A 21,433-nucleotide genomic window follows, 5' to 3' on the forward strand; every position below is an offset into this window, starting at 1 on the left:
TCGGAAGCGGGGCGCCTTCCAGACCCCTGCCTGCATATATCACGCAAAAGTGCCGTTTCTTCTCCGCCTGCGGGGGCATTAAGCGTTTGTAAACGCGGCTATGGTGGTTGGACCGCAACTTGATGGTCAAGGCACGGGACACGCGGGATTGATGGCCTTTGGCGGTGGTTGGATTGCAGAGAGCGGGAGGACGTCCCGAGAGGGCTGGCTCGAAGCCATGCCCTGGACGCCGGAGACGGAGATGGACATCCGCGTCGATGTGCGCCTTCGCCTGGGCCTGATTGCGCAGGAGGTCCTGCACGCAGAGCCTTCGGGGCTGCAGGAGGCACGCAGGCTTGTCATCCAGATCGAGCGTTGGCTGCGCGAAAATCGCGCAGGGATACTGACATCGGTACATGACCATTTTGGGCGCAGGGGCCTGCGCTCGCACGCGCTCTCGGTGGCGTGCCTGATGATGAACTTTGCACATCACGCCGGGCACGACCGGGAATATGTCCTGGAAATGGGCCTTGCGGGCCTTTTTCACGACATCGGCAAGCTGACAATTCCGGATGAGATACTCGACAAGCCGGGGCGCCTCGACGCGGCCCAGGCTGAGGTCATGCGCGGCCATGCCGAAAGCGGAGGCCAGATTCTGGAGCGTTGGGGTCTGGCGAGCCCGATGATGATCGCGGTCTGCCGCCATCACCATGAACGGCTCGATGGCAGCGGCTATCCGGGCGGGCTGATCGCGAAAGACATTGCCGAGCCGGTTCGTATTGCGACGATCTGCGATGTCTACGACGCGCTGATTTCAAGCCGAAGCTACAAGCAGGCCTGGTCGAGCGCGATGGCGCTCGATGAGATGCGCCGCACACGCGGCAATTTCGATCCCGACCTGCTGGCCGTATTTGCCCAAAGCCTGGAACCGGCAACGCTCTGAAATCTCGACAGTGCCGAAACGAAACCGCCCCCGAACCATGCGGTGCGGGGGCGGGCGTGAATTGTGTTTCCTCAAGGAAAACCGATCAGGCTTCCATCCAGTCCTTGAAGAAGGCCTCGTTGACGCGGCGCAGCTCGGTGACTTCGATGCCCGCGACGGTGGTGCCACCAACGCTGCCGATCTTCTCGGCGCCCGGGATCTCAGTGCCGGCAGGGGCTGTCACGACATAGCGCGACTGGTCCTCGCCAAAGGCTTCGGCGGTGGTCAGTTCACCTTCGAGCGTGCAGCCAAGGCCGCTTGCCAGCGCCATTTCGGCCAGCGCGACGAGAAGGCCGCCATCCGAGATGTCGTGGACGGCGTTGACCGTGCCCGCGCCGATCAGGCTGCGCACCGTGCCGCCGTTCGCGGCCTCGGCCTTGAGGTCGACGACGGGCGCGTCGCCCGCTTCCTTGCCCGCGATGGTCTTGAGCCAGAGCGACTGACCCAGGTGCGAGCCCTTGCCGCCGATCAGCCAGATTTCATCGCCTTCGTTCTTGAAGGCAATGGTCGCCATCGCGTCGTGGTCGGCAAGCAGGCCGACACCGCCGATCGCGGGCGTGGGCAGGATCGCCGAGCCGCCGCCGGTGGCTTTCGATTCGTTGTAGAGCGACACGTTGCCCGACACGATCGGGTAATCGAGCGCCCGGCAGGCATCGCCCATGCCGTTCAGGCAGCCCACGATCTGCGCCATGATTTCAGGGCGCTGGGGGTTGGCGAAGTTGAGGCAGTTGGTGATCGCCAGCGGCAGGCCGCCGACGGCCGAGATGTTGCGGTAGGTCTCGGCCACAGCCTGCTTGCCGCCCTCGTAAGGGTCCGCGTAGCAGTAGCGCGGGCTGCAGTCGGTGCTGATGGCGAGCGCCTTCTTGGTGTCGTGCACGCGCACGACCGCAGCGTCGCCGCCCGACTTCTGCATCGTGTCGGCGCCGACCTGGCTGTCGTACTGCTGCCAGATCCACGCGCGCGAGGCGAGGTCGGCCGAGCCGACGAGCGTGGTGAGGTCTGCGCCCAGATCGGTGGTCGCGGGCACATCGCCCATCGCGGGTACCGCAGCCCAGGTCTTGTAGTCCTCAGCCGAGACATAGGGGCGCTGGTATTCCGGCGCATCGTCAGCCAAGGGCCCGAGCGGAATGTCGCAGACCACCTCGCCGTCGAATTCGAGGACCATGTGGCCGGTGTCGGTCACTTCGCCGATCACCGCGAAGTCGAGTTCCCACTTCTTGAAGATGGCTTCGGCCATCGCTTCCTTGCCCGGCTTCAGCACCATGAGCATGCGCTCCTGCGATTCGCTGAGCATCATCTCGTAGGGCGTCATCGCCTCTTCGCGGCAGGGCACCTGGTTCATGTCGAGGCGGATGCCTGCGCCGCCCTTGCTGGCCATCTCGACCGAGGACGAGGTGAGGCCCGCTGCGCCCATGTCCTGGATCGCGACGATGGCGTCGGTCGCCATGAGCTCGAGGCAGGCCTCGATCAGCAGCTTCTCGGTGAAGGGGTCGCCAACCTGCACGGTCGGGCGCTTTTCCTCGGACTTCTCGTCGAAGTCGGCGGACGCCATGGTCGCGCCGTGGATGCCGTCGCGGCCAGTCTTCGAGCCAACGTAGACGATGGGGTTACCAAGGCCGGTCGCGGCGCAGTAGAAGATCTTGTCGGTGTCCGCGACGCCCACGGTCATCGCGTTGACGAGGATGTTGCCGTCGTAGGCCTTGTGGAAGTTGGTCTCGCCGCCGACAGTCGGAACGCCCACGCAGTTGCCGTAGCCGCCGATGCCCGAGACCACGCCCTGCACAAGGTGCTTCATCTTGGGGTGCTCGGGACGGCCGAAACGCAATGCGTTCATGTTCGCGACCGGGCGCGCGCCCATCGTGAAGACGTCGCGCAGGATGCCGCCCACGCCCGTCGCCGCGCCCTGGTAGGGTTCGATGTAGCTGGGGTGGTTGTGGCTCTCCATCTTGAAGATGGCGGCCTGGCCATCGCCGATGTCGATCACGCCCGCGTTCTCGCCCGGGCCGCAGATGACCCAAGGAGCCTCGGTCGGGAGCTGCTTCAAGTGGAAGCGGCTCGACTTGTACGAGCAGTGCTCGGACCACATGACCGAGAAGATGCCGAGTTCAAGGAGATTGGGCACGCGGCCCATCGCGTTCACGACGCGCTCGTATTCCTCGGGGCTGAGGCCATGCGCCTCGACGACGTCAGGGGTGATTTCGCTCATGCGCACGGCCCTTAGCCATGTCGGTGCGCGCTTGCTAGTCTCCAATATCGCCGAACCGGCCTTTGATGCACGAATTGCCTGTCGGAAGAGGGCTGTGCGACCTTGACCCTCGTGCCGGGCAGCGCCATTGCTTGGCGCATGGATGCCCAGACACCCGAACTCGACACGCTCAGCTTCGAAGACGCGCTGCGCGAACTGGAAACCATTGTGCGCCAGCTGGAAAGCGGTGAAGTGCCGCTGGAGGATTCGATCTCGCTCTATGAAAAGGGCGAGAAGCTGCGTCAGCATTGCCAGAAGCGGCTCGATGCAGCCCAGGCCCGGATCGAGAAGATCGTGACCGGGCCCGACGGCGCGCCGGTCTCCACCCAGCCTTTCGACACGCCGGAGCGCTGAGACGTGGGAGAGGGGGCTTCGGGCGATTCGCTGCTGAAAGAGGCGCTGGTCGCGATTGCGGGCGAAGTGGACGGCGCGTTCGATGCGCTGCTGCCGGTACCCGATGATGCGCGCGCGCGTCTTTACGAGGCGATGCGCTATGCCGCGATTGGTGGTGGCAAGCGGCTGCGTCCGCTGCTGCTGACGGCGGTTGCGGGTATGTACGGTGTTCAGCGCGAGGCAGCGATCCGTGCGGCGATCGCGCTCGAATCGATCCACGTCTATTCGCTGATCCATGATGACCTGCCGTGCATGGACGATGATGCGCTGCGCCACGGCAAGCCTACCCTTCACCTGGCCTTCGACGAATCGGCGGCGGTGCTGGCGGGCGATTCCCTGCACGACTTCGCCTTCGAGGTGCTGTCCGATCCGGCGACAAGCGCCGATCCCTTCACCCGCATCGAACTGGTGCGCGTGCTGGCGACTTCCAGCGGGGCGGAAGGCATGGCGGGCGGCCAGATGATGGACCTCGTCGCCGAGACCTCCGAATTCGACCTGCACACGATCACGCGCCTCCAGCAGCTCAAGACCGGGGCCCTGCTGGGCGCCGCGGTGGAGATGGGCGCAATCCTGGGCCATGTTCCGCCCGAGGGACGCACGCACCTGCGCAGCTATGCGCGCGACATCGGGCTGGCCTTCCAGATCGCGGACGACCTCATCGATCATGAAGGCGATGCCGAGGTGGCGGGCAAGGCCGTGGGCAAGGATGCCGATGCGGGCAAGGCCACCTTTGTCTCGCTGATGGGCGCGGACCGTGCGCGCGAACAGGCCCGCATGCTGGTGGAACAGGCCGTCGGGCACCTTTCGGGGCATGGCGAGGAAGCCGATCTTCTGCGCAGCGTTGCGCGCTATATCGTCGAGCGCGATCACTGATTTTCTCGCGCAAGGCAGCGCGCATCAAGGCAGGAAGCCGCGGCCCGCGAGCCGCATGGAGGAAGCCGAAATGACTGAGACCCGGACTGCGGAGCGCGTGGGCGTCTATCCCGGCACGTTCGATCCGATTACGCTGGGCCATGCCGACATCATCCGGCGCGGCGCCAAGCTGGTGGATCGCCTAATCATCGGGGTGACGACCAATCCCTCGAAGAACCCGATGTTCACGCCCGAAGAGCGCATGGCGATGGTCGAGCGCGAGGTGAAGGAACTGGGCGTCGAGAACGTCACGGTGGTCGCCTTCAATGCGCTCCTGATGAAGTTCGCGAAGCGACAGAACGCAACGATCATCCTCAGGGGCCTGCGCGCTGTCGCGGACTTCGAGTACGAATACCAGATGGCCGGCATGAACCAGCAGCTCGATCCCGACATCGAGACCGTGTTCCTGATGGCTGACGTCAGCCTGCAGCCGATCGCCTCCAAGCTGGTCAAGGAGATCGCGCTGTTCGGGGGCGATATCACCAAGTTCGTGAGCCCGGCCGTGCGCGAGGACGTGATTGCCCGGATCGACGCGCGGGGGCGCCTCGGCGACTACTGAGCGCGGGGGCATCCCGCAAAATCATTCATTGTACCGACAGCGAGAGGGCTCTATCGCCCCTGCCAAGGATCGGTTTTCGAGCTTGTGAGTAATCCATGAAATTTCGCCATACCGTTGCCGCGCTGATGCTGGGTGCCACTGTACTTGCCAGCCCGGTCGCGTTCGCCAAGGACAAGGACGCTGCGGCCGCCGAGGCTCCGGCGCAGCTGCCCACCAAGATCGACATGGACCCGAGCCATGATCCGCAGAACGTGCTGGTCCTCGACCTCAGCAACGGTGGCCGCGTGCTCATTCGTCTCGTGCCCGAATGGGCGCCCCACCACGTCGAACGTGTCAGCAAGCTCGCCAGCGAAGGCTTCTATGACGGTCTGATCTTTCACCGCGTGATCGATGGCTTCATGGCGCAGACCGGCGATCCGACGGGCACCGGGCAGGGCGGGTCCGACCTTCCCGATCTGGAAGCGGAATTCAATGCGATGCCGCACGTGCGCGGCTCGGTTGCGATGGCACGCACCAACGATCCGAACAGCGCGAACAGCCAGTTCTTCATCGTGTTCTATCCGCGCTTCGCGCTCGATCACAAGTACACCGTGTTCGGCCGCGTCATCGGCGGCATGAACTACGTCGATGCGATCCACCGGGGCGAGCCGCCCGAGGATCCCACGAAGATCGTCCAGGCCTCGCTTTTCTCCGAGCACAAGCCCAAGCCGGCCGCCCCGGCTCCGGCCGTGACCGACGATACGCCCGTCACGCTCGACGATCTCAACAACTCGGCCTCCCAGTAAGAGGCCGCCAGGCCGCTTGCATCTTGCCGCAGGCGCGTTTCGCGTCTAGCGGCTGCCGGTCATGCGAGTAGACCTTTTCGATTTCGATCTCCCGAGCGAGAACATCGCGCTGCGCCCGGCCAAGCCCCGTGACGCGGCGCGTTTTCTCGTGGCCGATGGCGATGCGCCGCTGGCCGACCGCATCGTGCGTGAGCTTCCCGAGGTCCTGGCGCCGGGCGACATCCTGGTCTTCAACGACACCCGCGTCATTCCCGCCCAGCTTGAGGGCCGCCGCGGCGAGGCGCGCATCGGCGCGACCCTGCACAAGCGCTTGGACCTGCGCCGGTGGCAGGCCTTCGTGCGCAATGGCAAGCGCCTCAAGGTTGGTGACCGCATCGAGTTTCCCGCCGAGGTTGAAGCCATCGCCGAGGATCGCTGGGGCGACGGCAGCTGGACGCTTGCCTTCCAGGGCGAAGAGCCGGTCGAAATCCTGCTCGAACGCGCCGGACGCATGCCGCTTCCTCCCTACATCGCAGGCAAGCGCGACACCGACGAGGCGGACAAGAGCGATTACCAGACCATGTTCGCGCGCGAGAAGGGCGCGGTGGCCGCGCCCACGGCCGCGCTGCACTTTACGCCTGAACTGGTCGCGAAGCTCGATGCGGCCGGGGTCGGGCGCGAGACGCTGACGCTCCATGTCGGGGCGGGCACCTTTCTTCCGGTCAAGGCGGACGACACTGCCGAACACCAGATGCATTCCGAATGGGGCCGGATCGATGCCGAGACGGCCGATCGCCTCAACGCCGCGCGCGCGGCGGGCGGGCGCATCATCGCAGTCGGCACGACCAGCCTGCGGCTTCTGGAAAGCGCAACGGGCGAGGACGGCGTGATCCGTCCCTTCGAAGGCGACACCGCGATCTTCATCACGCCGGGCTACCGCTTCAAGGCGATCGACGGGCTGATGACCAACTTCCACCTGCCCAAGTCGACGCTCTTCATGCTGGTCTCGGCCCTGATGGGGCTGGAGAAGATGCAGGCGGTCTATGCCCACGCGATCGAGCACGGCTACCGCTTCTACAGCTATGGCGATTCCAGCCTGCTGATCCCCGGCGCGCGGGCCTGATCTTTCTTTTTTGTCCGGCAATTGCGGTGTGGGGCCTTGGAAGCGCGTGGGCTTCCTCCCATGTTCCCGGCCATGCAGGACATTCTCGAAATCGAGGGTCTGACCAAGACCTATGACGGGGGCTTCACCGCGCTGAACGGTGTCGACCTGACCATTCGCAAGGGCGAGATCTTCGCGCTTCTGGGGCCCAACGGGGCGGGCAAGACCACGCTGATCGGCGCTGTCTGCGGCCTGGTCCAGCCTAGCTCGGGCACGATCCGGGCCTTTGGCAAGGACATGGGGCGCCACTGGCGCACCCTGCGCCGCCGCATCGGACTCGTCCCCCAGGAACTCGCCACCGACATGTTCGAGACGGTGCTCCACACCGTGAACTATTCGCGCGGCCTGTTCGGCCTCGCGCCCGATGCGGCGCGGGTGGAAGAAATCCTGCGCGCGCTCAGCCTGTGGGACAAGCGCGAGGAATCGCTGAGCGCGCTTTCAGGCGGGATGAAGCGCCGGGTCCTTATCGCCAAGGCGCTCGCCCACGATCCCGAACTGCTGTTCCTCGACGAGCCCACCGCGGGCGTGGACGTGGAACTGCGCCGCGACATGTGGACGCACATTTCCGCGCTGCGCGAGCAGGGCACCACGATCATCCTCACCACCCACTACATCGAGGAGGCCGAGGAAATGGCCGACCGCGTGGGGATCATCCAGAAGGGCCGTATCCGCATGGTCGAGGAAACCCGCGCGATGATGGCCCGGCTCGGCCGCACCGAAGCGGTGTTCACACTGGCAGCGCCGATCAGCGCCCTCCCTGAGGGGCTGTCGGGCCACTCGCTGAGCTTGGCTGAAGATGGCCGTTCGCTTGTCTACCGCGGTGGGGATGGCACCGGGCAGGGCAAGTCCGAGGTGGCCGCGGTCACCAAGGCGCTGATCGCCCACGGGGTCGACTACACCGCCATCGATATCCGCGAATCCAATCTGGAGGAGATCTTCGTGAACCTCCTCGAAAACCAGTCCGACACGGGAGAGGGCGCATGAGCCTGTTCAACGCCCGCAGCGCGTGGACCATCTACAAGCATGAACTTGCGCGGGCCCTGCGCACCGCGCTCCAGTCCATCATCGCGCCGTTGCTCTCGACGATGCTCTACTTCGTCGTCTTCGGGGCGGCCATCGGGGGGCGCATGGAATCCGGCCTTGAGGGTGTCGACTACGGCGCTTTCATCGTCCCCGGCCTGCTCATGCTCACACTCCTGAGCGAGAGCACGGCGAATGGCGCGTTTGGTATCTACATGCCGCGTTTCACCGGCGCGATCTATGAGCTGCTCTCGGCTCCCGTCGGCTTTGCCGAGACCCTTGTCGGTTTCGTTGGCGCGGCGGCGACCAAATCGCTGGTTCTCGCCGCGATCATTCTGGGGACCGCGCGCTTCTTTGTCGACTACACGATTGTCCATCCGGTGCTGGTGCTCGGTTTTGTCCTGCTTGTCTCGGCCTCGTTCTCGCTCTTCGGGTTCATCCTCGGGATCTGGGCCAGGAGCTTCGAGCAGGTCGGCATGGTGCCTTCGCTGTTCGTGATGCCGCTGACGTTTCTGGGCGGGACCTTCTACTCGATCGACCTCCTGCCCGAGCCCTGGCGTTCGGTGGCTCTCGCCAATCCGATGGTCTATCTCGTCAACGGCCTGCGCTGGTGCTTCTATGGGCAGGCGGATTTCCCGGTGATCGTCTCGCTTCTCATGGCGCTCGGCTTCCTGGGTATCTGCATTGCAATTATTGCACGAATCTTTGCAACGGGCTGGCGTTTGCGTTCGTGATTACGTAACCATCGCCAATGCCTTTTCGCTTCCGGTCAAGCCTCGTCCTTCCCCTTGTCCTGCTCTCCGTTCCGGCCTTCGCGCAAGATGAGCCGCCGGAGGGCAGCGCCGTGGACTGGGACGTCATCGCGATGCCCGATCCCATTCCGCCCCGGCCCGTCGTTGTCTTGCTTCCGACCTTCGTGGAGCCGATCCCCTTCGTCGATGCCGACCGCCCGACCCTGCCCCGCAACGTGCGGGCCATGCTCGAGGAATCGATGAAGGGCGACGAGGACGCCGAGGTTGATGCGGTCGTGAAGTTCGCAATCAAGGTGCAGCCCTGGTTCAAGGACGAGATCCGGGGCATGCACAAGAGCTACCGCGACCGCCGCGCGGCCGAGGAGCGCGCCGAGTTCGAAGCGAAGCAGCGGCGGATCCGGCAAGCCGGCATTCTTCAGCTCTGGAAGGGGCAGGTTGAACTGGGCGGCTTTCGCAACACCGGTAATACCAATAACTTCGGCGTGACCGGCGGCATGAAGTTCGATCGGCAGGGCATCAAGTGGCAACATACGATCACCGCCAGTGCCAACTACCAGGAGACCGAAGGGCGCACGACGAACAACAAGTACGTCCTTGCCTACCAGCCGCGCTACACGCTGCATGAAGGCTACTTCATCTATTCGCGCGCGCAGTACGAGAAGGATCCGATTTCAGGCTTCGACAACCGCTTCTCGCTGTCGGGCGGTCTTGGTCGACGTCTGATCAACACCAGCGCCATGACGCTTTCGCTCGAAGCTGGCCCGGCAATGCGTATAATCGACTATGTCGACCAACCCAGTGACACCCAGTATTCCGCTCTCATGTCATTGGATTTTGCCTGGAAACTCAATGATACGGTCAAGCTCTCGCAGGTTGCCAGCGGGTACGTGAGCACGGAAAACAATACGTTCACCTCGCTCACCGCGCTTGAAACCGCGATGACCGATCACATCAAACTTAAGCTCTCCTATAATTTCGAGCACGAGACCTCACCGGCCACCGGAACGCTCAAGACCGATACGACCTCGAGCTTTTCACTGGTCTACGGTTTCTGATGGGCCCGGGGCGTTGGCCCGCCGCGTTTTTTCCGAACCATCAGATAATTCCATCTCATGGGAAAATGCTCTAACGGGCGGGGCATGAAACCGCGTTTCCAGTTTTCGATCCACGCCCGCGACGGTCGGGCCCGTACCGGCGTCATCCAGATGCGCCGGGGCGAGATCCGCACGCCCGCCTTCATGCCCGTGGGCACCGCTGCCACGGTCAAGGCGATGAAGCCACAGGACGTGCGCGCGGCCGGGGCCGACATCATCCTTGGCAACACCTACCACCTCATGCTCCGGCCCGGGGCCGAGCGCATGGCGCGCCTGGGGGGCTTGCACAAGTTCATGAACTGGGACCGCCCGATTCTGACCGACAGCGGCGGCTATCAGGTGATGAGCCTCTCGGACCTGCGCAAGATTACCGAGGAGGGCGTGACCTTTGCCAGCCACCTCGATGGCTCACGCCACATGCTCAGCCCCGAGCGCTCGATGGAGATCCAGCGCCTGCTGGGCTCGGACATCGTCATGGCCTTCGACGAATGCCCCAAGATCGACCAGCCGCGCGATGTCATTGCGCGCTCGATGGAGATGTCGATGCGCTGGGCCAAGCGCAGCCGAGAGGGCTTTGACAGCGGGGAGGAGCATGCCGAGCGTTCGGCGCTCTTTGGTATCCAGCAGGGCGCGCTCGACGAGGGCTTGCGCAAGGCCAGCGCCGATGCGCTCGTCGACATCGGGTTCGATGGCTATGCCATCGGCGGCCTCGCCGTGGGCGAGGGCCAGGAAGCGATGTTTGCGACGCTTGAATTTGCGCCCCAGCAGTTGCCTGAGGATCGTCCGCGCTACCTCATGGGCGTGGGCAAGCCTGACGATCTGGTTGGCGCCGTCGAACGCGGGGTCGACATGTTCGACTGCGTGCTGCCCACCCGCTCGGGACGTAACGGGCAGGCGTTCACCTGGAATGGTCCCCTCAACATGCGCAACGCGCGCCATGCCGAGGACACCGGGCCTGTCGATGACCGCTGCGGTTGCCCGGTCTGCCAGACCTATACCCGCGCCTACCTGCACCACCTCATCCGTTCGGGCGAGATGCTCGGCGCGATGCTGCTGACCGAGCACAACATCTGGTTCTACCAGCAGCTCATGCAGGGCATGCGCGATGCGATTGCGGAGCAGCGCTTCGATGCCTTCGCGGCCGATTTCCGGCGCGACTACTTCGCCAACCGCAAATAGCGCCTCAGGCGCCGCTGCCTGTTGCCACGCGCAGGAGCACGGTGCCCGAGACGATGAGCACGAGCCCGGCGATCGCCGCCGGGCTCAGCCGCTCCCCGAAGACCAGAAAGCCAAGCAGGAACGCGCCGAGGGTTCCGATCCCGGTCCAGGCGGCATAGGCCGCGGCAAGCGGGATCGTGCGCATGGCAAGGGCCAGAAGCCAGAAGCTGCCGAGCAGGGAGGCGGCCATGGCGAGGGCACCCAATGCGGTGACCCCCTCTTGGGTGTTCTTGAGAAAATAGATCCAGACAGTCTCGAGCAGACCCGCGAGTACGACGAAAACCCATGCCATGTGGCAGCCTCCTGTGTGCTGCCGGGCCGTCCCGGTTTTGTCGTCCCCCGCTGAGGCGAGGGTGAAGGTCGTCCTTGCAGGGCTTGGCTAATACCGGCTTCGGATGGCGTCAATGCCTGCCGGATGGTGGTCCTAGCGGTGGGCGAAGAGCAGGCGGCCCGGGGCCAGCTTGCTCAGCACGGGGCCGATGTCGCGCTGGGACACCGTGAAGCACCCGAGACTGCGCCCCACGCGCCCGGTGTGGCGGGCCATGTCCGCCGAGACGTAGGAGGCGCCGTGGATCACGATGGCGCGCGGATAGGCCATCGAATTTTCGGGATCGAGCCCATGGATCCGGCGCGAGCGGCCATGCTTGCCATAGTAGGTTTCCCCGATCAGGAAGCTGCCCTGGCACGAGGCGTTCGATCCCGGGCGGTTCGAGAAGCGCTGGAGCATCCCGGTATTGCCCGGGTCCGAGCCCCGCCCATGCGCGACGTGGAAATCCGCGATGACCCGGCCGTTGCCGATATCGACAAGGCTGAAGCGCGGGTCGCCGGAGGGGGCGCTGAAATCCACAAGACCCACGATGTCGCGGTGACGCACCCGCGCGCCATGCGCGTCGAGCGCGGCCTTGGCCTGCGCAAGTCCACGCGGCATCTGGCGGCTGGGAGTGGCTGCAAAAGAGATGGGCGAAGCCAGGCTAGCCGCACCCGTGGCGAGCGCGCCAAGGAAGTGGCGCCTGTTGAAGTTCATGCTTGTGTGTCCGACCCGTTTATTGTTTGTCTGTTATATGTATATATTAAGTCATAAACTCAGACAACGAATCTTTTGTATATGAAAAGACATGTCAATTCATTGCTTTGTGCCACGGGTCTTGCATTTGCGCTCGTAGGAGCAGCTGCGGACGCGCAAACGGCCCCCTGGTCGCAGACGGAGCTGGCCGCTCTCGAGGCGGCGGCAGGGTCTTTGCCCGAGCATGGTCTGCGCCTGCTCGACACCTCGGTCCTCGAGGATGCGCGAAAGGGTGGTGACACCGAAGTCATTACCAGCGCGGCACAGGAACTGGCTCTCGATCTGGCCCGGACCGCTCTTATGGGCGAGGCATCTGCGCGCATGCGGAGCGGCTGGCACATTGCCGACCCCGACGCCGAGATCGACATCGCCGCATGGCTCGCCCGGGCCCGGGCCGGGGGAGGGCTGAGCTCGTTTCTGGATGCGCTATGGCCAGACCATCCGGACTACGCGGCCTTGCGACAGGCCTTTGCGCAGGAGACCGATCCCCAGCGGCGTGCCACGCTGGCGCGCAACATGGAGCGTTGGCGCTGGCTGCCCCATCGCATGGAGCGCGACTACATTCTCGTCAATACGGCGGCCTTCACGGCACGCCTGTGGCGTGAGGGGGCGCAGGTAGGTTCCTGGCCTGTCATCGTGGGCAAGGTTGCGACCCCGTCTCCCACCTTCCGGGCCGAAGTGCGTGGGGTCATCTTCAATCCTTGGTGGAATATCCCGCAAAGCATCGTGCGCGAGAACAACGGGCGGTTCCCGGCCAGCAAGGGCTACGTGCGCACGGGCGGGCGTTGGCGCCAGAAGCCCGGGCCGAACAACGCGCTGGGCCAGATGAAGCTCGACATGCCAAATCCCTACAGCGTCTACATGCACGACACACCGGGCAAGGCACTGTTCGAGCGCGAGGTGCGCGCCTTCAGCCACGGCTGTATCCGTACCGGGGACGCGCTCGGCTTTGCGGCGACCTTGCTGGAAGGCGCAGCCACGCGCGCCGAGATCGACGCGGTCCTTGCGTCACGGCGCGAGACTCGCCTGACGCTGGGCAAGGCGCTGCCGGTCTACATTACCTATTTGACGGCTGGCCGCGCGCAGGACGGGCCCGGGGTGGAGGTCTATCCCGACATCTACGGACGCGACGCGCGTATGGCGGCGGCCGTGGCCTCCTCTGACGGCGCCATGCAAGAAACCGAGTGTGCCCTGAGCGGCTGAAGGTCTTTTACTGGACAAGGCGGGGCAGGGCCCGGACATTCGCATGGTCCAGGCCTTGATTCGCAGGGCGGACACGTTCTCCAGCGGGGTGAAGAGAGACAGCCCGGATGACCACGATAGCGATTGTCAGCCAGAAAGGCGGGTCGGGCAAGACGACGCTCGCCCTCCACATTGCCGCCAGCGCGGTCTACGCGGGCAACCAGGTCCAGGTGATCGATACCGACCCCCAGGCGACCGCCGCGGCCTGGGGAGACTGGCGCGGCGAGTTCCTGCCCGAAGTCATCACCTGTCCCCCGGTACGCCTGTTCAGCACGGTCGAGCGGGCCAAGCGTGCCGGCGCCGACGTCATCGTGATCGACACGCCGCCCCATGGCGATACCGCCTCGCGCGAGGCGGTGCGCGTGGCCGACATCGTGCTTGTTCCCACCAAGGCGCGGGCGTTCGATCTCCATGCGCTGGAGGCCACGGCAGGGCTCATGGCCTATGCTTCCAAGCCGGCCCACGTGGTCTTCAACGCCGTTCCCGCGCGCGCGACCCGGATGCTTGAAGAGGCGGCCGAGGCTGCGCGGAACCTCGGGCTTTCGGTCAGTCCTCACCATTTCGGAGAGCGCGCGGCCTTTCACCGCAGCGCCGGAAGCGGCGAAGTCGCCCGTGAAATCGAACCCGAAGGCAAGGCGGCGGGGGAAGTCGATGCCTTGTGGGGCTGGGTCTGCGAACAGGTGGGCCTGCGACCGGGCGAATAGTGCGTTTTCTGCGCAACTCTTCCCTGAAATTACTTTGCATTAAATTTCGGCAACTTGACCGCCTCATTGGACGCTCGCATAGTCCGTTTCCGTAGTAGGAAAATGAGGGGTTTCGGGGTGGTTTCGAGAGGTTTGCGTGCGCTCGTGTCCGGGCTGTTTCTGGGCTCGGCGATGGCGGCGGCCGTGCCGCTGCAGGCACAGGCGCAGTCCGGGGAAAGTGGAGAACAGCTGGCCGCGCGGTTCGGGGCTCTGGAGGATATTACCCAGATCAGCCTGTCCCCGGACGGAACGAAGATCGCCTTCATCTCGCCGCGCAAGGGTGGCCTTGTGCTCGAAGTCGCCAACCTTGCCGAGGGTGGTTTCCCGACGGCCATCACCAGCGTCCCGACCGAGGAAGGGGAACTGCGCTTCTGCAAATGGTCCACCAATGCGCGCCTGGTCTGCCAGGTGCACTACATCGTGGACTATGCCGGGCAGCTGGCAAGTTTCACCCGCATCTTCGGGCTGGACGATGACGGCAAGAATGCGATGCTTCTGTCGAACACGAAATCCCTGCGCGCGCGTACGTTCTTCCAGAACGGGGGGAGCGTGATTGACTGGGACGTGGAAGGTGAGCCCGGGCGCGTCCTGATGACCAAGGTCTTCGTGCCGGAAAACACCATCGGCACGCGCCTCGCGAACGAGGAAGAGGGCCTTGGTGTCGAGATGGTCGACACGATCAAGGGACGCCGCCGCCGGGTCGAGAAGCCCGACGAATTCGCGACCGGGTACATCACCGACGGCCATGGAACAATTCGCGTCAAGAGCCGCCAGCAGACCGGCGCGACCGGGCTCCTCAAGCCGAGTGAGGATTTCTTCTACCGCACGCCCGGCGACTGGGAATGGCAGTGGCTCTCGAGTTGGGGTGGTCCGGAGGAGACAGGCGTCCTGCGCTTCGAGCCGCTCGCCGTTGATGGCAAGAGCAACCGCGCTTTCGGATGGGCGTGGGAGAACGGGCACCGCGGCCTCTACGCGGTCGCGCTCGATGGCTCGCTGGCGCGCGAGAAGCTCTTTGCGGATGAGGTCGTCGATATCGACGGCCTCATCCGCATCGGGCGCGACAACCGCGTTGTGGGTCTCTCCTATGCGCGCGAGCGGCGCGAGCAGGTCTATTTCGATCCCGAGATGGGGGCGCTGTCCAAGGCGCTCGCCGGCGCGCTGCCCGGAGAGGTCGCTGTCCGGGTCGTCGATGCCGACCGCGAGGAGAAAAACCTCCTGCTGCGCGTGACCGGCGATACCGAGCCGGGCATGCTCTATCTCTTCAACAAGGCCGAGCGGCGCCTTGAGGAAGTCCTGCCGGTGCGCCCGAAGCTGGTCGACCTGGAGCTGGCGCCGATGAAGCCGGTCATGTTCCCGGCCGGGGACGGCGTTCAGATCCCGGGCTACCTGACCCTTCCGCCGGGCAGCACGGGCCGCGATCTGCCCGCGATCGTCATGCCGCACGGGGGGCCGAGCGCGCGCGACGAGTGGGGGTTCGACTGGATGGTCCAGTTCTTTGCCGCACGCGGTTTTGCCGTTCTCCAGCCCAATTACCGCGGTTCCGCCGGTTACGGTTCGGAATGGTACAAGGAAAATGGGTTCAAGTCATGGAAGACGGCTATTGGCGATGTCAATGACGCGGGGCGCTGGCTGGTGGCGCAGGGCATTGCCGCGCCGGACAAGCTGGCGATCTTCGGCTGGTCCTACGGCGGGTACGCTGCGCTCCAGAGCGGCGTGCTCGACCCGGACCTGTTCAAGGCCGTGGTAGCCGTCGCCCCTGTCACCGATTTTGAAATCCTGCGCGCCGAGGCCGAGGGCTTCACCAACGCCGCGCTGGTGCGCGAGCAGATTGGCAGCGGCCCGCATCTGCGCGAAGGCTCACCGGCGCAGAACGCGGAGAAGATCAAGGCGCCGGTGCTGCTGTTCCATGGCACGCTCGACCAGAACGTGGGCGTGCGCGAAAGCCAGGTCATGGCGAAGAAGCTGGAGCAGGCCGGCAAGTCGGTGCGCTATGTCGAGTTCGATGGGCTCGATCACTTTCTTTACAGCAGCGAGGCGCGCACGCAGCTCCTGGCCGACAGCGATGCCTTCCTGCACACGCAGCTGAATCTCGACTGAGCGGAGGTTTCCCTCAGGAAACGGAGCCGAGCGCGAGTTCGGCTTCGTCTTCCTCCAGATAGGTGTCGACATAGGCGACGAAGCGGCCGGTGCGTTCGTCCCGGAATCCCGCGCCAATGTCGCAGGCATGACGCTGCGCGGTCTCGAGATCGGGGTACCATTTGCCGGTGCGGTGCGGAGTGATGTAGCGAAAGCGGGTCATTGCCCCTGCGCAATACACGAGGCCTGTGAAGGTTCCGCTTTTTCGCGATGAAATGACGCAGCTTTTCCGCGAGTTGCCACGAAAAAAGGGCGGCCCCGGGGGACCGCCCTTTCCGAAAGAATTTCGTTCCCGAAGGAGCCGAACTCTTAGCGCGAGTAGAACTCGACGACGAGGTTCGGTTCCATCTTCACCGGGTAGGGGACTTCGTCGAGCGTGGGCACGCGGACGAAGGTCACCTTGTCGCCTTCCGAAGCGACATAGTCGGGAATCTCGCGCTCGGGCAGAGCCTGAGCTTCGATGACGAGAGCCATTTCCTTGGCCTTTTCACCGAGCGAGATCACGTCACCCACGCGGATGCGACGCGAAGCAATGTTGCACTTCACACCGTTGACGCGAATGTGGCCGTGCGAGACGATCTGGCGAGCCGCGAAGATGGTCGGCGCGAACTTGGCGCGGTAGACGACCATGTCCAGACGCTGCTCCAGGAGACCGATCAGGTTCATGCCGGTGTCGCCCTTCATCGAGGACGCTTCCTGGTAGGTGCGCTTGAACTGCTTCTCGGTCACGTCGCCGTAGTAGCCCTTGAGCTTCTGCTTGGCGCGCAGCTGCAGACCGTAGTCCGACAGCTTGCCCTTGCGGCGCTGACCGTGCTGGCCCGGGCCGTAGCTGCGGCGGTTGACCGAGCTCTTGGGACGGCCCCAGATGTTCTCGCCCATGCGGCGATCGAGTTTGTACTTAGCGCTCTTACGCTTCGACATAACGTTTCTTTCCGTTCTGCTGCCGCCTGTGCCACCGTGGCAAGGCGATCCCTAGTTTCCCGGAGCGCACCATCCGGCCATGAAATGCCGGATGCGGCCGCCGCTTCACCGGGGTGCGGGGCCGAAGGAGGCGCCAACTCTCGAAAGGGAAGGCGTCCCGTGAAGCGCTGGCCCTTACGGGATGGGGCCGCAAAGTCAAGCGCAAACGCCCCTTCGGCGCGCACGGGGCCGCGTCCCGACCGCTTACAGCGCTTCGAGCGAGCCTGCCATGCCCATCGTGGCCAGATCGAAGGGGGTGGTCTGGTAGATCGCGTTGATCCAGTTGCCGATCAAAAGGTGCCCGTGGGCCCGCCACGAATTGAGGGGGCGGCGGCTCGGGTTGTCTTCCGGGAAGTAGCGGTGCGGCAACTGCGCTCCGCCGTCGCGGAAGAACTCGTTGGCGAGCGTCTCGGTGTCGTATTCCAGATGGTTGAACATGTGGAGCATGCGGTGGGCGGGGTCATCGACGAGGCACGGACCCGTGACCGGGTTGGAGGCGAGCACCTCGAGCCGCTCGGCGGCGCCCAGTGCATCGGGGCAGACTTCTGTCCAGCGCGAGACGGGGACGTTGAAGACATCGGCAAAGCCGCGCAGGAAGGGCGAGGCGGGGGCATGGACCTCGTGCGGGTAGAGGCCGTAGGCCTTGGCGTCGAGCACGCGCTTGGGGATGCCATGGAAATGGTAGAGCGCGGCTTGCGCGGCCCAGCAGATGGTCAGCGTGCGGTGGACGTTGGTCTGCGTCCAGGCGAGGATCTGGCGCAGTTCCTCCCAGTAGTTCACATCCTCGTAGGGCATGCGTTCGACCGGGGCACCGGTGATGATGAAGCCGTCGAAGCGTTCCTCGCGCACGTCCTCCCAAGGACGGTAGAAGGCTTCCATGTGGTCTTGTGCTGTGTTGCGCGAGACATGGTCGGTCATGCGCACCAGCGTCAGTTCGATCTGCAGCGGGGTGGCGCCGAGCAGGCGCGCGAGCTGGGTCTCGGTGCGCACCTTGTCGGGCATGAGGTTGAGCAGCCCGATCTGCAGCGGGCGAATGTCCTGACGCACCGCGTCGGCCTCGCCCATGACCGTCACGCCCTCGGCTTCGAGGGTCTGGCGTGCGGGCAGGTCGTCGGGGATCTTGATCGGCATTTGACGTCGTACTCCTGGGCGGAAGCGACGCGAAATGTGGCGTGTCCGTTTGCTTGCCGGGACGGCCACATCCTCCTTGCGGAGTACCACCTTGCCCGGAACGGCAGGTTGGCGTTGGGCGTCGCCCCAACTCTTGATGCTGGATGTGCCCATACACCCAGCCGTGCAAAAGCAAAACGGGATTTTACGCAAAACGGGTTGAAAATGGGTGAGCGGGCGTTGCGGGACAGGGCGCAACGCCCGAAGGGGCGCTTAGTCTTCGCCGCGTGGGCGCCGGGCCTTCTCGAGCGTGGAGAGGACACCGCGCATGGTGCGCACTTCCAGGTGGTTCCACGCGGGCTTGGTGAGGAGGTTGCGCAGCGTCAGGCGGTTCGCCTCGGCGCGGGTCTCGGGCCAGAAGTAGTTCTTGGGTTCGAGCAGCTTCTCGAAATGGCCGATGAGCCCTTCCAGTTCGTCCTGCGGTGCAGGCGGGAGGACTTCTTCCTGCGTGGGCTGGGACAGGCCTGCGCCCTTCGACCACTCATAGGCGCACAGGATCACGGCCTGCGCGAGGTTGAGCGAGGCAAATTCCGGGTTAATCGGGACGGTGAGGATCGAGCGCGCGAGCGCCACGTCCTCGGTTTCGAGCCCCGAGCGTTCAGGCCCGAACACGAAGGCCGAGCGGCCCGGCTCGGCGTAGATTTCGCCCGCAGCTTCTTCCGGCGTCACCACGCGCTTGGTCACGCCGCGCTTGCGCACGGTGGTGGCATAGACATTGGTGCAGTCCGCCACGGCATCGGCCAGCGTCTCGTAAACTTGCGCCTCTTCGAGGATCACGTTGGCACCTGCCGCGGCAGGGCCTGCCGAAGGGTTGGGCCAGCCGTCGCGTGGCGAAACGAGGCGCATTTCGGTGAGCCCGAAGTTCAGCATGGCGCGCGCGGCCTTGCCGATGTTCTCGCCCAGCTGCGGACGCACGAGCACCACGATGGGCTTGCGGTCTTCGGGAACGGTGCCGAACGTCGGCGCGGAAGGGGTGGGGGTGTCAGTCATTCTGGGTGTCGCCTGTCGCCACGTCGCGCACGGTGCCTGCAAATTCCTCGAAGTCGCGGGCCTCATTGAAGGCGCGGTAGACCGAGGCGAAGCGGATGTAGGCGACCGAGTCGAGCTGGCGCAGGCCGTCCATCACCATCTCGCCGATCTCGCGCGAGTGGATTTCGGCGTCACCGGTGGTCTCGATCTGGCGCTGGACGCCCGAGACGAGCTGGTCGATCCGCTCGCGGTCGATCCCGCGCTTGCGGCAGGCGAGCGAGACCGATTTCTCGATCTTGAGGCGATCGAAGGGCTCGCGCCGTTCCTCGCCTTCCTCGCCGGACTTGAGCACCGTGATCTCACGCAGCTGCACCCGTTCGAACGTGGTGAAGCGCGCGCCGCAGCTGGAGCACTGGCGGCGGCGGCGGATCGCGGCGTTGTCCTCGGCCGGACGGCTGTCCTTTACCTGGGAATCGTCATGGGCGCAGAAAGGGCAGCGCATTCGGGCCTATCGTTTCAAAAAGGGAGCGGGCGCGGCCTCAGTCGGGCCGCACGCGCTTGTAGAACTTGTATCCGGCGCCTGCGGCAAGGCCGAGGCCCACCGAGACGAAGGGCAGGGCTGCGCCTGCCACCGCACCCAGCGCCCCCCAGACGAGAACCGGCCGGGTCGAGGGATGGTCGAGGCCATCGCGCAGCATTCCGGAAAGTTCAAGGCGTGCATCGGTCACGAAGTCGCCAGTGTCGTTGGGGCGCTGGGGGTCGGTCATGGTTTTAGTCCTCGTAGATCGGGAAGCGGTCACACAAGGCTTCTACGCGCGCGCGCACGTTCTGTTCCACCTGCGCATCGCCTGCCTCGCCGCACTTGGCGAGACCGTCGAGGACATCGGCGACCATGTTGCCGATTTCACGGAACTCTTCCGGGCCGAAACCGCGGGTCGTGCCCGCCGGCGTGCCGACGCGGATGCCGCTGGTCTTCATCGGCGGCAGCGGATCGAAGGGGATGCCGTTCTTGTTGCAGGTGATGCCCGCACGCTCGAGCGCCTCGTCCGCGTCCTTGCCGGTCACGCCGAGCGGCGAGAGGTCGACAAGAGCCACGTGGGTGTCGGTGCCGCCCGAGACGATGGCCGCGCCGCGCTCCTTGAGCGTGTCGGCCAGCACCTTGGCGTTCTCGATCACCTTGGCCGCGTAGTCCTTGAACTCGGGGCGCAGGGCTTCCCCGAAGGCCACGGCCTTGGCGGCGATGACGTGCATCAGAGGACCACCCTGGAGACCCGGGAAGACCGCCGAGTTGATCTTCTTGGCGAGCTTCTCGTCGTTGGTGAGGATCATGCCGCCGCGCGGACCGCGCAGGGTCTTGTGCGTGGTGGTGGTCGCGATGTGCGCGTAGGGGAAGGGTGAGGGGTGCAGACCCGCCGCGACCAGACCGGCGAAGTGCGCCATGTCGACCTGGAAGATGGCGCCCACGCTATCGGCGATCTCGCGCATGCGCTTGAAATCGATCACGCGCGGATAGGCCGAGCCGCCCGCGATGATGAGCTTGGGCTGGTGTTCACTCGCCAGCTTCTGGACCTCGTCGTAGTCGATGAGGTGGGTGTCCTTGGTCACGCCGTACTGGACCGCGTTGAACCACTTGCCCGACAGCGCCGCGCGGGCGCCATGGGTGAGGTGGCCACCGGCATCGAGGCTCATGCCCAGGATCGTGTCGCCCGGCTTGACCGTGGCGAGGAGAACCGCGCCGTTGGCCTGCGCGCCCGAGTGGGGCTGGACATTGGCGAATTCGCAGCCGAACAGCTCCTTGGCGCGCTCGATGGCGAGGCTCTCGACCACGTCCGAGGGTTCACAGCCCTGGTAGTAGCGCTTGCCCGGGTAGCCTTCGGCGTACTTGTTGGTCAGCACCGAGCCCTGCGCCTCCAGGACGGCCTTGGAGACGATGTTTTCCGACGCGATCAGTTCGATCTGCTTGCGTTCGCGCTTCAGTTCCTTGCCGATCGCGGCGGCGATCGCGGGATCGCTGTCGGCCACGCTGTCGGTGAAGAAGCCGGGGGAACGGATTGCGGTATCAACGGTCAT

At 64.9% G+C, this 21,433-nt stretch carries 23 protein-coding genes and 1 riboswitch; of the genes, 13 read left to right on the plus strand and 10 right to left on the minus strand.

Going from position 1 to position 21,433, the window contains the following annotated elements; genetic code table 11:
- Positions 1 to 217: 217 nt before the first annotated feature.
- Complete coding sequence (locus MTR65_RS03585) at positions 218 to 922, plus strand: HD-GYP domain-containing protein (protein WP_243797123.1); 705 nt, start codon at positions 218 to 220, stop codon at positions 920 to 922.
- An 85-nt stretch (positions 923 to 1,007) separates the two neighbouring features.
- On the opposite strand, the gene purL is transcribed toward MTR65_RS03585, so the two are convergent.
- Positions 1,008 to 3,167 (minus strand): phosphoribosylformylglycinamidine synthase subunit PurL, encoded by a 2,160-nt coding sequence (purL, locus tag MTR65_RS03590; RefSeq protein WP_243797125.1) that lies wholly within the window; start codon positions 3,165 to 3,167, stop codon positions 1,008 to 1,010.
- 138 nt (positions 3,168 to 3,305) lie between these two features.
- Between purL and MTR65_RS03595 the strand changes: the two genes are divergently transcribed.
- The 9 genes from MTR65_RS03595 to tgt all read left to right on the plus strand — a co-directional run bounded on the left by MTR65_RS03595 (position 3,306) and on the right by tgt (position 11,041).
- Positions 3,306 to 3,560, plus strand: coding sequence for an exodeoxyribonuclease VII small subunit (locus MTR65_RS03595; RefSeq protein WP_226636511.1), 255 nt, complete (start codon positions 3,306 to 3,308; stop codon positions 3,558 to 3,560).
- A 3-nt stretch (positions 3,561 to 3,563) separates the two neighbouring features.
- Entirely contained in the window at positions 3,564 to 4,472 is a 909-nt protein-coding gene (locus tag MTR65_RS03600; protein ID WP_243797128.1) for a polyprenyl synthetase family protein, read from the plus strand.
- 70 nt (positions 4,473 to 4,542) lie between these two features.
- Positions 4,543 to 5,070 carry a pantetheine-phosphate adenylyltransferase gene (gene coaD, locus MTR65_RS03605; RefSeq protein WP_226635642.1) on the plus strand — a complete coding sequence of 176 codons (528 nt, stop codon included), beginning with the start codon at positions 4,543 to 4,545 and terminating at the stop codon, positions 5,068 to 5,070.
- Positions 5,071 to 5,165: 95 nt separating this feature from the next.
- Positions 5,166 to 5,855 (plus strand): peptidylprolyl isomerase, encoded by a 690-nt coding sequence (locus MTR65_RS03610; RefSeq protein ID WP_243797131.1) that lies wholly within the window; start codon positions 5,166 to 5,168, stop codon positions 5,853 to 5,855.
- A 61-nt stretch (positions 5,856 to 5,916) separates the two neighbouring features.
- On the plus strand, positions 5,917 to 6,957 hold the full coding sequence (gene queA / locus MTR65_RS03615; protein ID WP_243797134.1) for a tRNA preQ1(34) S-adenosylmethionine ribosyltransferase-isomerase QueA: 1,041 nt from the start codon (positions 5,917 to 5,919) through the stop codon (positions 6,955 to 6,957).
- 72 nt (positions 6,958 to 7,029) lie between these two features.
- The gene (locus MTR65_RS03620) at positions 7,030 to 7,980 is read left to right on the plus strand and encodes an ABC transporter ATP-binding protein (protein ID WP_243797136.1); all 951 of its coding nucleotides are present in this window, start codon (positions 7,030 to 7,032) and stop codon (positions 7,978 to 7,980) included.
- A complete protein-coding gene (locus MTR65_RS03625) occupies positions 7,977 to 8,750 on the plus strand; it encodes an ABC transporter permease (protein WP_243797139.1) in 774 nt (257 codons plus the stop codon). The genes MTR65_RS03620 and MTR65_RS03625 overlap by 4 nt, the downstream gene beginning before the upstream one ends.
- A gap of 17 nt (positions 8,751 to 8,767) precedes the next feature.
- Complete coding sequence (locus MTR65_RS03630) at positions 8,768 to 9,823, plus strand: DUF481 domain-containing protein (protein WP_243797141.1); 1,056 nt, start codon at positions 8,768 to 8,770, stop codon at positions 9,821 to 9,823.
- Between the two features lie 84 nt (positions 9,824 to 9,907).
- On the plus strand, positions 9,908 to 11,041 hold the full coding sequence (tgt, locus tag MTR65_RS03635) for a tRNA guanosine(34) transglycosylase Tgt (RefSeq protein WP_243797144.1): 1,134 nt from the start codon (positions 9,908 to 9,910) through the stop codon (positions 11,039 to 11,041).
- Between the two features lie 4 nt (positions 11,042 to 11,045).
- Here the strand turns inward: tgt and MTR65_RS03640 are convergent, their stop codons facing one another.
- Positions 11,046 to 11,372, minus strand: a complete 327-nt coding sequence (locus MTR65_RS03640; RefSeq protein ID WP_243797146.1) for a DMT family transporter — start codon at positions 11,370 to 11,372, stop codon at positions 11,046 to 11,048.
- A gap of 132 nt (positions 11,373 to 11,504) precedes the next feature.
- The gene (locus MTR65_RS03645) at positions 11,505 to 12,104 is read right to left on the minus strand and encodes a murein L,D-transpeptidase catalytic domain family protein (RefSeq protein ID WP_243797148.1); all 600 of its coding nucleotides are present in this window, start codon (positions 12,102 to 12,104) and stop codon (positions 11,505 to 11,507) included.
- A gap of 81 nt (positions 12,105 to 12,185) precedes the next feature.
- On the opposite strand from MTR65_RS03645, the gene MTR65_RS03650 reads away from it, so the two are divergent.
- From MTR65_RS03650 to MTR65_RS03660, 3 genes are all read left to right on the plus strand, one after another.
- Positions 12,186 to 13,346: a L,D-transpeptidase family protein gene (locus tag MTR65_RS03650; protein WP_268739216.1), complete on the plus strand. Its 1,161-nt coding sequence runs from the start codon at positions 12,186 to 12,188 to the stop codon at positions 13,344 to 13,346.
- Positions 13,347 to 13,453: 107 nt separating this feature from the next.
- Positions 13,454 to 14,089 (plus strand): ParA family protein, encoded by a 636-nt coding sequence (locus MTR65_RS03655; protein WP_243797153.1) that lies wholly within the window; start codon positions 13,454 to 13,456, stop codon positions 14,087 to 14,089.
- A gap of 144 nt (positions 14,090 to 14,233) precedes the next feature.
- Positions 14,234 to 16,225: a S9 family peptidase gene (locus tag MTR65_RS03660; protein ID WP_243797154.1), complete on the plus strand. Its 1,992-nt coding sequence runs from the start codon at positions 14,234 to 14,236 to the stop codon at positions 16,223 to 16,225.
- A 13-nt stretch (positions 16,226 to 16,238) separates the two neighbouring features.
- Here MTR65_RS03660 and MTR65_RS03665 read toward each other — a convergent pair whose 3' ends face one another.
- The 7 genes from MTR65_RS03665 to glyA form a co-directional block, all read right to left on the minus strand.
- On the minus strand, positions 16,239 to 16,427 hold the full coding sequence (locus tag MTR65_RS03665) for a hypothetical protein (protein WP_243797156.1): 189 nt from the start codon (positions 16,425 to 16,427) through the stop codon (positions 16,239 to 16,241).
- A gap of 146 nt (positions 16,428 to 16,573) precedes the next feature.
- Positions 16,574 to 17,185 (minus strand): 30S ribosomal protein S4, encoded by a 612-nt coding sequence (gene rpsD, locus MTR65_RS03670; RefSeq protein WP_148626548.1) that lies wholly within the window; start codon positions 17,183 to 17,185, stop codon positions 16,574 to 16,576.
- Positions 17,186 to 17,428: 243 nt separating this feature from the next.
- Positions 17,429 to 18,355, minus strand: a complete 927-nt coding sequence (locus tag MTR65_RS03675) for a homoserine O-succinyltransferase (protein ID WP_243797158.1) — start codon at positions 18,353 to 18,355, stop codon at positions 17,429 to 17,431.
- Positions 18,356 to 18,394: 39 nt separating this feature from the next.
- Positions 18,395 to 18,500, minus strand: a riboswitch (SAM-I-IV-variant riboswitch).
- 107 nt (positions 18,501 to 18,607) lie between these two features.
- Positions 18,608 to 19,384, minus strand: coding sequence for an RNA methyltransferase (locus MTR65_RS03680; RefSeq protein ID WP_243797160.1), 777 nt, complete (start codon positions 19,382 to 19,384; stop codon positions 18,608 to 18,610).
- Positions 19,377 to 19,865 carry a transcriptional regulator NrdR gene (gene nrdR / locus MTR65_RS03685; protein WP_243797162.1) on the minus strand — a complete coding sequence of 163 codons (489 nt, stop codon included), beginning with the start codon at positions 19,863 to 19,865 and terminating at the stop codon, positions 19,377 to 19,379. Before nrdR ends, MTR65_RS03680 begins: the two co-directional genes overlap by 8 nt.
- A 37-nt stretch (positions 19,866 to 19,902) precedes the next feature.
- The gene (locus MTR65_RS03690; RefSeq protein ID WP_039393887.1) at positions 19,903 to 20,130 is read right to left on the minus strand and encodes a hypothetical protein; all 228 of its coding nucleotides are present in this window, start codon (positions 20,128 to 20,130) and stop codon (positions 19,903 to 19,905) included.
- A 4-nt stretch (positions 20,131 to 20,134) separates the two neighbouring features.
- A complete protein-coding gene (glyA, locus tag MTR65_RS03695) occupies positions 20,135 to 21,433 on the minus strand; it encodes a serine hydroxymethyltransferase (RefSeq protein ID WP_243797165.1) in 1,299 nt (432 codons plus the stop codon).

The organism is Novosphingobium mangrovi (genome assembly GCF_022818885.1).
Classification (GTDB): Bacteria; Pseudomonadota; Alphaproteobacteria; order Sphingomonadales; family Sphingomonadaceae; genus Novosphingobium; species Novosphingobium mangrovi.

Bases quoted from the DNA above. Each gene is read 5' to 3' on its own strand.
- queA (WP_243797134.1), top strand. From the start codon at position 5,917: ATGCGAGTAGACCTTTTCGATTTCGATCTCCCGAGCGAGAACATCGCG.
- MTR65_RS03585 (WP_243797123.1), top strand. From the start codon at position 218: ATGCCCTGGACGCCGGAGACGGAGATGGACATCCGCGTCGATGTGCGC.
- MTR65_RS03675 (WP_243797158.1), bottom strand. From the start codon at position 18,355: ATGCCGATCAAGATCCCCGACGACCTGCCCGCACGCCAGACCCTCGAA.
- MTR65_RS03650 (WP_268739216.1), top strand. From the start codon at position 12,186: ATGAAAAGACATGTCAATTCATTGCTTTGTGCCACGGGTCTTGCATTT.
- tgt (WP_243797144.1), top strand. From the start codon at position 9,908: ATGAAACCGCGTTTCCAGTTTTCGATCCACGCCCGCGACGGTCGGGCC.
- MTR65_RS03665 (WP_243797156.1), bottom strand. From the start codon at position 16,427: ATGACCCGCTTTCGCTACATCACTCCGCACCGCACCGGCAAATGGTAC.
- MTR65_RS03645 (WP_243797148.1), bottom strand. From the start codon at position 12,104: ATGAACTTCAACAGGCGCCACTTCCTTGGCGCGCTCGCCACGGGTGCG.
- coaD (WP_226635642.1), top strand. From the start codon at position 4,543: ATGACTGAGACCCGGACTGCGGAGCGCGTGGGCGTCTATCCCGGCACG.
- MTR65_RS03620 (WP_243797136.1), top strand. From the start codon at position 7,030: ATGCAGGACATTCTCGAAATCGAGGGTCTGACCAAGACCTATGACGGG.
- rpsD (WP_148626548.1), bottom strand. From the start codon at position 17,185: ATGTCGAAGCGTAAGAGCGCTAAGTACAAACTCGATCGCCGCATGGGC.
- MTR65_RS03655 (WP_243797153.1), top strand. From the start codon at position 13,454: ATGACCACGATAGCGATTGTCAGCCAGAAAGGCGGGTCGGGCAAGACG.
- MTR65_RS03640 (WP_243797146.1), bottom strand. From the start codon at position 11,372: ATGGCATGGGTTTTCGTCGTACTCGCGGGTCTGCTCGAGACTGTCTGG.
- purL (WP_243797125.1), bottom strand. From the start codon at position 3,167: ATGAGCGAAATCACCCCTGACGTCGTCGAGGCGCATGGCCTCAGCCCC.
- MTR65_RS03680 (WP_243797160.1), bottom strand. From the start codon at position 19,384: ATGACTGACACCCCCACCCCTTCCGCGCCGACGTTCGGCACCGTTCCC.
- MTR65_RS03595 (WP_226636511.1), top strand. From the start codon at position 3,306: ATGGATGCCCAGACACCCGAACTCGACACGCTCAGCTTCGAAGACGCG.
- MTR65_RS03610 (WP_243797131.1), top strand. From the start codon at position 5,166: ATGAAATTTCGCCATACCGTTGCCGCGCTGATGCTGGGTGCCACTGTA.
- glyA (WP_243797165.1), bottom strand. From the start codon at position 21,433: ATGACCGTTGATACCGCAATCCGTTCCCCCGGCTTCTTCACCGACAGC.
- MTR65_RS03690 (WP_039393887.1), bottom strand. From the start codon at position 20,130: ATGACCGACCCCCAGCGCCCCAACGACACTGGCGACTTCGTGACCGAT.
- MTR65_RS03625 (WP_243797139.1), top strand. From the start codon at position 7,977: ATGAGCCTGTTCAACGCCCGCAGCGCGTGGACCATCTACAAGCATGAA.
- nrdR (WP_243797162.1), bottom strand. From the start codon at position 19,865: ATGCGCTGCCCTTTCTGCGCCCATGACGATTCCCAGGTAAAGGACAGC.
- MTR65_RS03630 (WP_243797141.1), top strand. From the start codon at position 8,768: ATGCCTTTTCGCTTCCGGTCAAGCCTCGTCCTTCCCCTTGTCCTGCTC.